Source organism: Acuticoccus sp. MNP-M23, from assembly GCF_031195445.1.
In the GTDB taxonomy this organism is placed as follows: Bacteria; Pseudomonadota; Alphaproteobacteria; order Rhizobiales; family Amorphaceae; genus Acuticoccus.
Genome location: NZ_CP133480.1, coordinates 801,315 through 814,193 on the forward strand (window position 1 = coordinate 801,315; position 12,879 = coordinate 814,193).

General features: G+C 66.3%; 12 protein-coding genes. 6 read left to right on the forward strand and 6 right to left on the reverse strand.

Going from position 1 to position 12,879, the window contains the following annotated elements; all coding sequences use genetic code 11:
- Positions 1 to 3: 3 nt before the first annotated feature.
- The 5 genes from RDV64_RS03810 to RDV64_RS03830 all read right to left on the reverse strand — a co-directional run bounded on the left by RDV64_RS03810 (position 4) and on the right by RDV64_RS03830 (position 5,725).
- Entirely contained in the window at positions 4 to 1,437 is a 1,434-nt protein-coding gene (locus tag RDV64_RS03810) for a sulfatase-like hydrolase/transferase (RefSeq protein WP_309197953.1), read from the reverse strand.
- Entirely contained in the window at positions 1,434 to 2,921 is a 1,488-nt protein-coding gene (locus tag RDV64_RS03815) for a tripartite tricarboxylate transporter permease (protein WP_309197954.1), read from the reverse strand. Before RDV64_RS03815 ends, RDV64_RS03810 begins: the two co-directional genes overlap by 4 nt.
- Before the next feature lie 15 nt (positions 2,922 to 2,936).
- Positions 2,937 to 3,440, reverse strand: coding sequence for a tripartite tricarboxylate transporter TctB family protein (locus RDV64_RS03820; protein ID WP_309197955.1), 504 nt, complete (start codon positions 3,438 to 3,440; stop codon positions 2,937 to 2,939).
- 10 nt (positions 3,441 to 3,450) lie between these two features.
- On the reverse strand, positions 3,451 to 4,434 hold the full coding sequence (locus RDV64_RS03825) for a tripartite tricarboxylate transporter substrate binding protein (protein WP_309197956.1): 984 nt from the start codon (positions 4,432 to 4,434) through the stop codon (positions 3,451 to 3,453).
- A 166-nt stretch (positions 4,435 to 4,600) separates the two neighbouring features.
- The gene (locus tag RDV64_RS03830; protein ID WP_309197957.1) at positions 4,601 to 5,725 is read right to left on the reverse strand and encodes an enolase C-terminal domain-like protein; all 1,125 of its coding nucleotides are present in this window, start codon (positions 5,723 to 5,725) and stop codon (positions 4,601 to 4,603) included.
- A gap of 108 nt (positions 5,726 to 5,833) precedes the next feature.
- Here RDV64_RS03830 and RDV64_RS03835 point away from each other — a divergent pair, with 108 nt between their 5' ends.
- The 3 genes from RDV64_RS03835 (at position 5,834) to RDV64_RS03845 (ending at position 9,014) form a co-directional block, all read left to right on the forward strand.
- Positions 5,834 to 6,184 (forward strand): SAF domain-containing protein, encoded by a 351-nt coding sequence (locus tag RDV64_RS03835; RefSeq protein WP_309197958.1) that lies wholly within the window; start codon positions 5,834 to 5,836, stop codon positions 6,182 to 6,184.
- Complete coding sequence (locus RDV64_RS03840; protein WP_309197959.1) at positions 6,181 to 7,353, forward strand: UxaA family hydrolase; 1,173 nt, start codon at positions 6,181 to 6,183, stop codon at positions 7,351 to 7,353. The genes RDV64_RS03835 and RDV64_RS03840 overlap by 4 nt, the downstream gene beginning before the upstream one ends.
- A 257-nt stretch (positions 7,354 to 7,610) precedes the next feature.
- Positions 7,611 to 9,014 carry a hypothetical protein gene (locus tag RDV64_RS03845; RefSeq protein ID WP_309197960.1) on the forward strand — a complete coding sequence of 468 codons (1,404 nt, stop codon included), beginning with the start codon at positions 7,611 to 7,613 and terminating at the stop codon, positions 9,012 to 9,014.
- Here RDV64_RS03845 and RDV64_RS03850 read toward each other — a convergent pair.
- Positions 9,002 to 9,631 (reverse strand): DUF2239 family protein, encoded by a 630-nt coding sequence (locus RDV64_RS03850; protein WP_309197961.1) that lies wholly within the window; start codon positions 9,629 to 9,631, stop codon positions 9,002 to 9,004. The two genes, RDV64_RS03845 and RDV64_RS03850, sit on opposite strands and share 13 nt — an antisense overlap.
- A gap of 173 nt (positions 9,632 to 9,804) precedes the next feature.
- Between RDV64_RS03850 and RDV64_RS03855 the strand changes: the two genes are divergently transcribed.
- The 3 genes from RDV64_RS03855 (at position 9,805) to RDV64_RS03865 (ending at position 12,870) form a co-directional block, all read left to right on the forward strand.
- On the forward strand, positions 9,805 to 10,863 hold the full coding sequence (locus tag RDV64_RS03855; protein ID WP_309197962.1) for a TRAP transporter substrate-binding protein: 1,059 nt from the start codon (positions 9,805 to 9,807) through the stop codon (positions 10,861 to 10,863).
- Between the two features lie 118 nt (positions 10,864 to 10,981).
- Positions 10,982 to 11,581 carry a TRAP transporter small permease gene (locus tag RDV64_RS03860; protein WP_309197963.1) on the forward strand — a complete coding sequence of 200 codons (600 nt, stop codon included), beginning with the start codon at positions 10,982 to 10,984 and terminating at the stop codon, positions 11,579 to 11,581.
- Complete coding sequence (locus RDV64_RS03865) at positions 11,578 to 12,870, forward strand: TRAP transporter large permease (RefSeq protein WP_309197964.1); 1,293 nt, start codon at positions 11,578 to 11,580, stop codon at positions 12,868 to 12,870. Before RDV64_RS03860 ends, RDV64_RS03865 begins: the two co-directional genes overlap by 4 nt.
- Positions 12,871 to 12,879 lie beyond the last annotated feature (9 nt).

Sequence of the window (12,879 nt, forward strand, 5' to 3'; positions counted from 1 at the left end):
AAGCTACCGGAATTCGGCCGCCCAGCCGCGCGTGTGAAAATTGCTCTCGATCAGCCATTCGCGCAGCACGTCCAGCATCTCTGCCTTGATGGGCGCATGGTCGGCGCTGTCCCACAGCGAGTTCACCTCACGGGGATCTTCCTCAAGGTCAAACAGCTGACCTTCATCCAGCCCGCGGAAATGAACCAGCTTGTAGCGGCTTGACCGCACCATGGTGATGAACGACGCACCGGTCAGGTTCACGTCGCCGCCCTGCTCGCAGAACACATGGTCGCGCGGAACGAACTCACCGTCCGGCAACAGCGCGCCCATCAGGCTTTTCGCCTCGAAGCTCGCCGGCACCTCGCACTCGGCAAGCTCCAGAATGGTCGGCCCGATGTCGAAGAGCTGGCACAGATCGTCCACCGTCCGCCCTTCGGCAAACCGTCCGGGCGACCACACGATCAGCGGCACGCGGACAATCTCCTCATACATCGACCATTTCTGGATGAGGCCGTGGTCGCCGAGGCAGTCGCCATGGTCGGACGTGAACATGACGACGGCGTTTTCGAGGTAGCCGCGGTTCTTCAGCGACGTCAGCAGCGCGCCGATCTTCTCGTCGATCATGGTCACGTTGGCGAGGTAGTGGGCCCACAGGCGCTTCATCTGCTCTGGTGTCGGGTCGAGCGACCAGGCGACGGAATCGTGGTCCACCTCCACATCGTGCTGGCGCTTTTCCTTGAACGGGCCTGGCAGACGGTCCAGCTCGTCCTCTGTCGGGTTCGGCAGCGGAATGTCGTCGCGCGCCATGTACCGCTCGGCCATTTCGGGCGTGGGGTCGTAGGGCGGGTGCGGGCCGGGAAAGCCCACCTGCAAGAACAGCGGCTCGGTCGGCGGGTAGGTGTCCACCCACCACTTGGCCAGATTGCCCACGAAATTGTCGGACTGAAGGTGCGCCGGCAGCTCCCACTCAAAGGCACCGAGGCGCTCCTTGTAGTCGTCCCGCAGGCGGTAGAGTTCGCGCTGCTGCTTGACGAGGCCGTTGGCAGCAAGCGCCTTGTCCCACTCGTCGAAATAGTAGCGGCCTTCCATGTAGCGGTCCTTGTTCTCGACCACGTAGCGCTCATGGAAGCCGGAGTCCGACTCGTAGGGGATGGTGTGCATCTTGCCGATGTTCACGCAGTGGTAGCCGGACGTGTTGAGCTTTTCGACCCAGGTGCGCTGCCACGGCTGCCCGTTGGCGACCACGCCGGTGGTGTGCGGGTAGTAGCCCTTGAAGAGGCTTGCCCGGCACGGCACGCACGACGCCGCGGTGATGTGGCAGTTGGAAAAGCTGGTGCCCTCGCGGGCCAGCCGGTCGAGGTTCGGGGTTTCGACATGCGGGTAACCCAGCGCGGCAATGGTGTCGTAGCGCTGCTGATCGGTCATGATGAGGATGATGTTTGGGCGCTCGGTCATTGCGGGTCCTGGGTTGCGCGGCTGGCCTGGCGGCGGGCAGCCACGAAGGGCCACACCAGCGTTGCCAGCGAGATGATGAGAAAGGTTGTCGCGAATGGCCGCGTGAAGATCGCGGTGAAGTCCCCGCCCGACGACATGGCGGCGGAGCGCAGCTGTTCTTCGGCGATGGGCGACAGGACGAAGCCGATGACGAACGGGCCCAGCGGCACCTTCACCCGTTCCAGCAGATAGCCGATGGCGCCGAACGCCAGCATCACCCACACATCGAAGAAGCGGTTGTTGAGCGCGAACGTGCCGACCACGCAAAAGAGCAGGATTGCGGTGAGAAGGTAGGCCCGCGGCAGATACATCAACCGAGCGATGTACGAGATGGAGGCCAGCATCATCACCACCATCACCACGTTGGCAGCGAGGTAGGACGCGATCACCCCGTAGGCGACTTCCGGGTTGGTGATGAAAAGGAGCGGGCCCGGTTGCAGGTTGTGGATGATGAGGGCGCCGATCAGGATCGCCTCCGTCACCGAGCCTGGAATCCCCATGGTGATGAGCGGGATCAGCGCCCCGCCGATGGAGGCGTTGTTTGCGGTTTCGGCCGCCACCACGCCCGGCTCGTGCCCCGTGCCGAACCTTTCCGGCGTTCTGGAGACCTGGCGCGCGGTGGCGTAGGACATCATGGCGGCGATATTACCGCCAATGCCCGGCAACAGGCCGATCCACGTGCCGATGACGCCGGAGCGCGCAAGGTTGCCGCCGTGCATCCGGATGTCGGACCAGCGCAAGGCAACACCCCTGCGCGAAACCGTCACCCTTGGCAGCTTCTTCTCGATGGTGAGCACGTCCTTGATGATCTGGCTCACCGCGAAGGTTCCGATCAGCACCGGCAGGAGGCTGAGGCCGCCGGTCATGTCGTTGAAGCCGAACGTCAGCCGGAGCTGGCCGATGGACGGGTCGATCCCCGGCATGGCGAGCAGAACGCCGAGACAGGCGGCAATCAGCCCCTTCAGCATCGACCCCTGAGACAGCGAGGCGAGCATGACCAGCGCCATCAGCACCAGCGTGAAATATTCCCACGGGCCGAAGGTGAGCGCGAGGCGCGCCAGCGGCGGCGACAGCAGCGCCAGAAAGCCCCACGAGATGAGCCCGCCGATGAACGAGGCCATCACGCCGAGGCTCAGCGCCCGTTCGCCCGCGCCGCGCTGGGCCATGGGAAAACCGTCGAACGTGGTCATGATGGACGCGGGCGTGCCCGGCATCCGCATGAGGGTTGCCGCAATCAGGCCGCCGGAGATCCCGCCGACATATTCGCCGATGAGCAGCGTCATCGCGTTGGTCGGGCTCATGGAAAAGGTGAGCGGCAGGGTCAGCGCAATCAGCATCGAGGCGGTAAGGCCCGGTATGGACCCGACAACGATGCCGAGCGCCGTGCCGATGATGAGATAGAAGACCGGCCAGGGCGCGGCGAGCGCGAGGAAGGCATCAAGCATGGGGGTGCCGTCCGGTCATGGCAGGTCGATGTAGAAAAGCTGCGTGAAGATGAAGTGCAGCGCGAAGGTGAGGATGGCGGCAAAGACCAACGCGATCAGGGCGTTGCGCCAGTTGAGCCCGCCGAGAAGCACGCCGCACAGCGTGAGGAACGGAACCGTGGCAAGGCGGAAGCCGGCAATGCCCGCATCCATCAGCGCCACATAAAGAAGCGTCGCCGCCATCAGCACCACGGTGGTCGCCAGCGCGCGGCGCGACACCGCATCCCCGCTTGCCGAGGATGCAGCGCCGGTGCGCAGCGCGCGAACGCCGACGATGAGCGCAAGGCAGGCCATGATGAGGGCGACGCCGCGCGGGATCGCGGCCGAGCCGATCGGCTCGTAGCGCGGCGGCGGCAGACCTGCGGTCCCGACCCACACCACCGCGGCCAGCGCGATGATGATGCCGGAAAAGACGAGATCGCCCGTTGCCGGCGCCCTTTGGGGGGCGCCGGTGTCTTGAGGGTTGGCGTTGTGTGACATTGGCTGCGGTTCAGCGAATGTCTTTGGCGACAGCCTGCAGCTCCGTCAGCAGCGCGTCGGACTGCGCCTGCGCGTCCGCACCATCGGTCCAGTAAAGGTCCAGCGCGTTCTGCGCGAAATAGGTCTGGACGCTTTCGTCCTCCATTGCCGTCTTCAAGGCAGTGGCGAGCTTCTCGACGTTTTCGTCCGGCATGCTGGCGGGGGCGAGCCACCAGTTGGGGTTGGCCCAGGTCACGTCGTAGCCAAGCTCTTTGGCAGTGGGCACGTCCTTGATGTTGTCGATCCGGTTGGGGCCGAAGAACACCAGCGCGTCGAGGCCGGAGCCCACGTCCTTCATGTTGAGATATTCGGATGCGGCAAACAGCGCGATGTCGGCGTTGTTGCCGGCAATCATCTTCAACCGGTCGGCGCCGGAGTTGGCTTGCACCTTCCGCGTTTCGAAGCCGGCCTTGTCGGCAAGCAGCGCGCCGACGAAGTGCGGGATCGAGCCGATGCCGATGACCTCGACCATGGAGTTGGGCTCCGCCTTCAGCTTGGTCACCAGCGTTTCCAGGCTGTCGATGCCGGCATCGCTGCGCACCACCCACACGGGGCTGCCGCCGCCGGTGAAGCCGATGGACTTGAAGTTTTCCGGGCCGAACTGGATGACGCCCATGGCATTGGCGATCAGCATCTGGTGATGCCAGTGGGCAATCGTGTGGTTGTCGTCCGAATCCAGCACCGCCTGTCCGGCGATCGCGCCGCCGCCGCCCGGCATGTTCACGATGATAAGCGGCTGCCCGAGAAGATCCTTCTCCTCGATCACCTTGGCGGCAAGGCGAGCGACCGTATCGGTTCGCCCGCCGGGCTTGAACGGCACGATGACACGGACCGGTTTTGTGGGCCAGGCCTCCTCGGCCTGCGCGGCCGGCGCGCTCAGCGTGGCGACGCAGGCAACGGCGCCGGCAATGGTCAGCGCCGCAGCGCGGCCCAGAAGAGTTCGACGTGTGGTCATGGTGTTTCCTCGATTTTATTGTTTTGGGGAACGCATTTTACAAACCTCATCGTCCGCAAGCCGGCCGTATGTTCGCGGGTGAACCCACGGCGGCCGGTTATTCAGCCATCGCGCACTCCCCCTGAGAGACGCGGCGCCTGCTGCGCGCGGACGGACAAGAACCCGGTCACAGGCTGACCGCGTGGCTTGCCTGCCAGACCAGCGCAGGGTGGCTGAAGTCGAGCCGGATCCCGAGACCCGGCGCGTCGGTCATGCCGATCGCGCCGTCTTGAAAATTGTGTGCACGGGCGGCGACGATCTCGTCGTAAAGGGCGGATTCGTCGAACTGGCGTTCCAGCGAAACCAGCGTCGGCATCGCGGCTGCGGTGTTGGCGCTCGCCATGTCCATCACCGGCCCGCACGGGTTGTGAAGGCTGGCGCCCACGCCGAACGCGGCTGCAAGATGGCCGATCCGCACCACCTCGCGCGGGCCGCCGGCCAGAATGATGTCGGGCATGACGATGTCGTAGGTGCCGCCCACCACAAAGGGCAGGAACTCGGCAAGGTTCCCGGCGCTTTCGGCGCCTGCCGTCACCACGCCGAGCGCGCTCGCCTGCGGGCGAAGTGCTGCCAGCGCCGGCCGGTTGGCCGCCGTCTCGGCCACCGGCTCCTCGAACCAGCTCACCCCGCACCCGGCGGCCGCCTCCAGCATGGCCGCCGCCTCGTCAGCGCGGAAGCGGGAATGGCAGTCGATCTGTACGCCAACGCCGGAAGGCACGGCCTGCGTTACGGCCCTGATGCGCGAAAGCCCGTCCGCCAGCAGCGCCTCGCGGGCCGCATCATCGGTTGCCGCCGCAGTCACCGCGTCGAACGGGGCAAGTTTCACGGCGGTGTAGCCGGCGGAAGCCGCCTTTCGCGCGCGGGCGGCAAATTCCTGCGGCGTGCGGGACAGCGTGCCACGATTGATGTTGGCATAGGCCGGCACCTTGTGCCGGAACGCGCCACCAAGGAGCGCGTGGACCGGCAGGCCGGTCCGCCGGCCGGAAAGATCGAGAGCGGCCTGTTCCAGTCCGCTGGCAATGGCCCGGCCGACCGCACCGTCGATCGCCGCGATCACCGCCATCCGCGCAGCCTCGGCGGACGTTGCGCCCGCCGCAGCCGCAGCGGCAGGTTCGACCGCCGCCAGCACGGCAGCAGTTTCGCGGTTGAGTGTCGCCTCGCCGATGCCGACCCAGCCGTCCGGCCCGGTCAGGCGCAGCACGATCCAGTCTGTCTTGTCCGAAACGTGGACTGTGAAGACATCGAGCTGCATCGCGGCGCCTTTGCGGTCTGCGGGCATTCTTGCAAGCATTGCTTGCGAGGACCTCTATTGAGGCACAATGCTTCGCATCTGTGCAACATGTCTTGCGAGGAACAGCCTGTGACTCACGCCACCACCACGCCGAAAGCCCCGCAGTGGGATGCCATCCGCCTCACGCGGGCGGACACCGTGGCCACCGCGCTGCGACCGCTGGGGGCCGGAGACCAGCCCCGCGTGGTGGACGAAGCCGGCACGGCGGTGGCCGCACCAATGCTGATTTCGGCCATCCCGCGCGGCCACAAATTTGCCCTCGGTCCCATTGCCGCCGGCGAAACCGTGCTGAAATATGGGGCGCCCATCGGCGCAGCCACCGCCGCCATTGCAGCAGGCGCCCACGTCCACCTGCACAATCTGGAAGGCTTTGCCGGCCGCGCCGCGCGCCGTTCCGCGGCCGGAGCAGACGCCGCATGAGCGCACCGGACACCGCATTTCTCGGCTACACGCGGGCCACAACGCCGCCCGGCGTGCGCAACCATGTTGTCATCCTGTCGCTCAGCGGGCTGGAGCACGGGGCCGCACGCGCCCTTCACAGGCTGTTTCCGCAAACGGTGCTGGTGGCCTCCACCTACGGGCGCGGCCATGTGGGCGACGATCGCACCTTTCAGCGGCAGACCATGGCGGCCCTCGCAACCCACCCCAATACCGGCGCCTGTCTCGTCCTCGGGGCGGACAACGCGATGGTGGCGGACGTGGCCGCTGCACTGGCGCGCGCCGGCCGCCCGCACGCTGCCCTCTCGCTTCAGGGGATTGGCGAGGACCGGTTCCGCCTGATCGACGAAGGGGCGCGGGCGCTGACGGCGCTCATCCGCACCGCATCACAGGCGCGGCGCAGCGCGCATCCCGTGTCGGCGCTGTCCATTGCGGTGGAATGTGGCCATTCGGACGCCACCTCCGGCCTTGTCGCCAACCGGCTGTGCGGACGGCTGATGGAACAGCATGTGGCCGCCGGTGGCCGCGCCGTGTTCAGCGAAACGCTGGAATGGACGGGCACAGACGAAATCCTGTGCGAGCGCGCCGCATCGCCGGCGGTCGCCGATGCAATCCGCGCCGCCATGGCCCGTCGCCACGCGCTGGCCGCGGCCGCCGGGCATGACGTGCAGGCCGGCAACCCCGGCCCGCAGAACCACGATGGCGGCATCACCACGCTGGAAGAAAAGTCGCTCGGTGCCATCGCCAAGGGCGGCGACCAGCCCATCAGCGGACTTCTGCGCGAGGGGGACCCGCTCGGCGGCGCACCCGGCCTCTATCTGATGGACACGCCCTGTTTTTCGCCAGAATCCATCACGTCCATGGTGGCAGGCGGCGCGCAGCTCGCCCTCTTCACCACCGGCGCCGGCAACCCCTACGTCTCCGCCCTCGCCCCGACCTTGAAGGTGAGCGCAAACCCCGACACGGCCGCCCGCCTCACCGGGCAGATCGACTTTGACGCAAGCCCGGTGGTCACGGGCCACGCGCCGCTGGACGCCTTGATCCCGCCTCTGGCGGCGCTGGTGGCCGAGACGGCAAGTGGAACCCTCACCCACGGCGAAGCGGCCGGCGAAGGCACGGAAAGCATCAGCCGCCTCGGCGCTTCCATCTGAGATGCCGATCAGCGTAACCGGCGGCAGACGCAGGACAGGGTCGCACGGCAGGTTTGGTGAATTCGGCCGGAGGGTTTAGCCCTACTATCCGTCCTGATCCGAACTCACCGAACGTATCTGCCCATGTCCAGTCCACGCCGCGCGGACCCGCTCGTCCGTCCCTCGAATGCCGGCTGCGCGCCTCCCCACCGGGCAGTCCGCCGGGAGCAAGACCGCTGAACGCCCCTTCCCCCGCCGGCAGTGTCGGCCCGCTCGGGGTGCCGCAGAGCCGCACGAGCGGCGCCTCGCCCCTCGTCGGACTGCTGATCGTCCTCGTCACCCTCCTTGTCGTGATTTCAGACTGGGGCGGTTCGGCGTTCGTCGGCATGGTGACCCCCGTCGCAACGGTGGCGCTGGCGCTGGTGCTTGCGTTCAAGGTGCGTGCGGCGCGGCTGGCTTTCATTCTTGCTGCGGCCGGGCTTACCGTCGCCGTCGCCATTTTGCATGACGATTGGCAGGATGACGTCCTGCGCGGCCTCGGCGTTACCGCCTTCATCGTGGCGTTCTTCTCGGCGCTCGCCACGTTGCGCAACGCTGCGCAGACTTCACCCGCCATCCGCACCTGCGGTGCCTTTCTGGCCAGCCAGCCGCCAGGGCGGCGCTATGCGGCGCTTTCGGTCGGCGGGCAGCTTTTCTCGTTGCTGCTCAACTACGGCGCCATAGCGCTTCTGGGGAGCCTCGCCGCCACCAGCGCAAGGGAAGAGCCGGACCTCGAAATCCGCACCATTCGCCTGCGCCGGATGCTCCTTGCGATCCAGCGCGCCATGGTGTCGACGCTGCCATGGTCGCCGCTGTCCTTTTCCATCGCCATCTCCACGGCGCTCATTCCGGGCACGGCGTGGGCAAGCGTCGTGGTCCCGAGCCTCGTTTCCGGCCTCATTCTGGTCGGCACCGGCTATGCCATGGACACGCTGTTCAAGCCCCGCCTCAACCGCCCGCGCCCGCAGCCGCGCAAGGTCGAGGGCGGCTGGAGTTCGCTCTACCCGCTGTTGATGCTGCTCGCGATCCTGTTCGGGCTGGTCGGTGTCCTGCATGTGGCAACGGGCGTGCGCACCGTGGGCGTCGTCACGCTGGTGGTGCCGCTGGTCTCACTCCTGTGGATTGGCGCGCAGGCGGAGCCCGGCAACCGGGTCCGCCACATGGTCAGCCGCTCGCGTGAGTATGTGCGCAGCGAATTGCCGAGCTACCGCGGCGAGATCACGCTGTTGTCGATGGCAGGCTACATCGGCACGCTCGGCGGCGTTCTCCTTGCGCCATGGATCGCCGAAGCCGGGATCAGCTTCGAAACGATCCCGACCGCGGCCATTCTGGTCGGGCTGATCTGGATCTTCCCCATCGCGGGGCAGTTTGCGATGAACCCGCTTCTGGCAGCCTCTCTCCTGTTGCCGCTGTTGCCCACGCCAGCCGCCATGGGCATCTCCCCCACGGCCTTGCAGGTGGCGGTCACGGCAGGCTGGGCGCTGACCGGCGCGTGTTCGCCGTTCACCGCAACTACAATCATCACCGGCTCGTTTGCCGACAAGAGCGCATGGCATGTGGGCCTTCGCTGGAATGGCCTCTACACGGTGCTGTGCGCCCTTGTCCTGTCCGGCTGGGTGCTGGTCTACGCCTACGTGCTCTGAGCCGCCGCGGTCTCCGCCGCCGCGCCCAGCGGCGCAGCGAGGCGCGCAAGGTAGGTGCGCACGTCCGCCGGCCAGTCCGCCATCAACGTGTTGAAGCGGGCGATGTCGGCGGCAAAGAGTGCCCGCGTCGCCTCCTCGTAATTGGGACGGTCGCCGGCGAGCACTGTCATCGCATGGTAGGTTGTATCCTGCGCAGCGCGGGCAGTGTCGGCGCCCGCGGTGCCGCGGCGCTTCTCATCGATCAGGCGCCGTAGCGTGGCAGAGGCGCCGCCCTTCTGGGCACCAAGCCAGTCCCAGTGGCGGGGCAGCAGCGTCACCTCCCGTGCAACCACGCCGAGCTTCGGCCGGCCCCGCCGCCCGGACGCCGCGGGCGCATCCGCCCCGGCGCTCTTGCCGGAAGCACCCGCCAGCCGGGCCGCAATTTCCTCCCGGTCGCCGCGCACATCCACATCGATGACGGCGCCTGTGGCGTCGTCCAGCACCAGTAGCCCGGTCTCTCCCGCATCACCGGCCGCTTTCACGCAAAGCGCGACCTCAAGCAGCGCGCCTTCCGCAACCATCCGCCCGCCAGCAAACGCTGCGGCCGCCCTGTTCCATTCTTCCGCCAACGAACTCACTCCTGATAGATCCAGAAGGGCTTTTACCCGGGTATAATCAGCGTTGTCAATTCTACCCGGATATTATTTTTGCCGCCAGCGCGACGGCGGCGCTGGCATCGTCTGTGCATGAATGCAGCGTGCGCCGGCCTTCCAGCCGGCATCAGGCCTCACCGAACCGGATACCCATGCCCATGACCATTCTTCGTGCTGCCACACGCCTCGCCGCTGCCGGGGGCATGCTTGCAACCCTCGGGCAGGCTGGCGCGCTTGCTGCGGATGTCGACCTGCGCGTCCTCGGCTGGTACGGCAACCAACCCCAGCAGCAGGACATCGAAGCCCCGTTCTGGAAGGGGCTCGAAGAGCGGACCGATGGCACGTTCTCTGCGCAGTTCCGCACCATCGACGAGCTTGGCCTGACCGGCTTCGAGGCGCTGCGCACCCTGCAGACCGGCGCGTTCGACGTGGTCTCGATCCAGGTGTCCCACGTCAGCGGTGACGATCCGCTGTTCATGGGCGCTGACCTGCCGGGCCTGTCCTACACCTTCGACGAGCTTGGCGAACTGCTCGAAGCCTACAGCCCCGTGCTCGACGCACGCCTGCAGGAGCGTTACGGCGCCAAGCTCATGGCGGTCTGGGCCTACCCGCCGCAGATTCTTTTCTGCAAGGGCGACATCACCAGCCTGAAGGATCTCGCGGGCCAGAAGGTGCGCGTCTCCAGCGCGTTCAGCGCAGCGGCGGTCGAGGAATTCGGCGGCGCTTCGATCACGCTGGCCGGCCCGGAAGTGTATCAGGCACTCCTGCAGGGCGTGGCGGACTGTTCGGCCACCGGCAGCGTCTACGGCAACGTCAACGGTTGGCACGAGGTGACGGACACGCTCTATCCGGTGCCGCTGGGCGGTTCGGGCGTCGCGATCCACACCATCCGGCTCGACAGCTGGAACAAGCTCACGCCCGAACAGCAGGAGGTGCTGACCGCGGAAATGAAAGAGCTCGGCGATGCTCTGTGGCAGATGGGCGTTGACGACAACCAGGACGGCATCAACTGCAACATCGGCGCCGAGCCCTGCAAGAACGGCATCGTCGGCAAGATGAGCCTCCTCGAAGTTACCGACGAGGGCCGCGCCGAAATGAAGGCCGCGCTCGAAAACGTCATTCTGCCCACCTGGGTCGAGCAGTGCGAGCGCGTCGTCGACGACTGCCGCGCCCAGTGGAACGAGACCGTCGGCAAGATCCTCGACATCCAGCTCTGAGCCGCGCGCCGGGGCCTCCCGGCGACGGATCGACACTCGGGCGCGGGCCTTTGCCCAACCCCTTGAGGGCGTCTCCGAGAGGGGGCGCCCGTCTCTCTTTCAAGCGGAACACAACGCCATGAACGGGCTCGACCACGCCATCGAGAAGGTGACGCGCACCTTGTGCATTGCAGGCGGGTGGGTGCTGATCGCACTCTCGCTGGCCACCGTGGCGAGCGCGATCCTGCGCAAGTTCTTCGGCACCAGCCTTCAGGGCGTCGACGAGTATGGCGGATACATTCTGGCCGTCGTCGCCGCCATCGGCTTTTCCCATGCGCTGGTGAAACGCGCCCATGTGCGCATCGAACTCCTGCGCCAGCCCCTGCCGCCGCGCGCGCAGGCGCTGGTGGACCTGTTTGCGCTACTCGCGCTCCTCTTCACCGCAATCGTTTTGGTGTGGGTTGCCATCGGCGTGGTGCGCAGCACGGTGGCAATGGATGCGCTGTCCAACACGCCACTGCGCACACCGCTCGTGATTCCGCAGTCGATCTGGGCCGGGGCGCTCGGCTTCTTTGCGCTGATCTCACTCATCCTGTTCGTGCGCTGCGTCGCCGCCTTCATCCGCGGCGACATCGACTTCGTGCGCCGCCGCCTCGGCTCCGAAACGCTCGACGAAGAGATCACGCGCGTGAAGGGCGACCTTGCCGCGCGCGGCACCGCTGAGGAGATCCGCAATTGAGCGCGTCCCTCCTTTATTTCGGTGCCATCCTCGTGGTGCTCGGCACCAGCGTCTACGTGGGTGCGGCGCTGGTGATGCTCGCCTTCGGGGCGGATGCGATGTCGCTCGGCATCCTGCCCAACATGGTGGGCAACATCGTGTGGAGCACGATGAATTCCTACATTCTCATTGCCGTCCCGCTGTTCGTGCTGCTCGGCGAAATCCTCTCGCTGAGCGGCGTGGCGGACCGGATGTATCGCAGCCTTGCCAACTGGGTCGGCTGGCTGCCGGGGGGCCTCGTCCACGCCAACATTGCCACCTGCGCGCTGTTTGCTGCGGCCTCCGGCTCCAGCGTCGCCACGGCGGCAACCATCGGCACCGTGGCACAGCCGACGCTCCTGCGCCTCGGCTACGACCAGAAGCTGGTGCTGGGCTCGATCGCAGCAGGCGGGACGCTCGGCATCCTCATTCCGCCGTCAATCAACATCATCATCTACGGCGCCCTCACCAACACCTCCATCGGCCGCCTGTTCGCCGCCGGCATCCTGCCGGGCATCGTCCTTGCCATCACCATGTCGCTGATCGTGATCGTCATCTCGCTCATCAAGGGCTCCAAGGCCGAAAAGCTGGAAGACCAGCTGACGCTAGCCCAGCGGATCCGCTCGCTGGTCAACATCCTGCCGGTGATGTTCGTTTTCGCGATGGTGATGGGCAGCATCTATCTCGGCATCGCGACACCCACCGAGGCCGCCGCCATCGGCATCCTGGCAGCGCTGCTGCTGGCCGCGCTCAACGGCACCTTGTCCATCAGGATGCTGCACACGGCGTTTGAGTCCGCCCTCAAGACCACGGCCATGATCCTCCTCGTGATCGTCGGCGCGTTCATTCTCAATTTCCAGCTCAGCGTTACCGGGGTGCCGCAGGATTTTGCCAACTGGGTCGTCTCGCTCGACCTCGGCAAATATGGGACGATCTGGCTGCTGGTGCTGTTCTACGCGGTGCTCGGCTGCTTCCTCGAAGCGGTCGCCATGCTGGTGACCACCATTGCCGTCGTCTACCCGCTCGTCATCGCGCTGGGGTTCGATCCGGTGTGGTTCGGCATCTTCATCATCGTTTTGATGGAGATGGCGCTGATCACTCCGCCGGTGGGGCTCAACCTGTTTGTGGTGCAGAATATCCGCATCAAGCAGGGCAGCATTCTGGACGTTTACATCGGTGTCCTGCCATTTGTGCTGGCGATGGTGATCTTCCTCGCCATCCTCATCTACGTGCCGCAGCTTGCGCTGTGGCTTCCTTCGGTTCTCTTCTGACAGGACGGC

Excerpts from the sequence above, each read along its gene's own strand:
- RDV64_RS03820 (WP_309197955.1), bottom strand. The coding sequence starts at position 3,440 with ATGTCACACAACGCCAACCCTCAAGACACCGGCGCCCCCCAAAGGGCG.
- RDV64_RS03840 (WP_309197959.1), top strand. The coding sequence starts at position 6,181 with ATGAGCGCACCGGACACCGCATTTCTCGGCTACACGCGGGCCACAACG.
- RDV64_RS03825 (WP_309197956.1), bottom strand. The coding sequence starts at position 4,434 with ATGACCACACGTCGAACTCTTCTGGGCCGCGCTGCGGCGCTGACCATT.
- RDV64_RS03830 (WP_309197957.1), bottom strand. The coding sequence starts at position 5,725 with ATGCAGCTCGATGTCTTCACAGTCCACGTTTCGGACAAGACAGACTGG.
- RDV64_RS03810 (WP_309197953.1), bottom strand. The coding sequence starts at position 1,437 with ATGACCGAGCGCCCAAACATCATCCTCATCATGACCGATCAGCAGCGC.
- RDV64_RS03815 (WP_309197954.1), bottom strand. The coding sequence starts at position 2,921 with ATGCTTGATGCCTTCCTCGCGCTCGCCGCGCCCTGGCCGGTCTTCTAT.
- RDV64_RS03855 (WP_309197962.1), top strand. The coding sequence starts at position 9,805 with ATGACCATTCTTCGTGCTGCCACACGCCTCGCCGCTGCCGGGGGCATG.
- RDV64_RS03860 (WP_309197963.1), top strand. The coding sequence starts at position 10,982 with ATGAACGGGCTCGACCACGCCATCGAGAAGGTGACGCGCACCTTGTGC.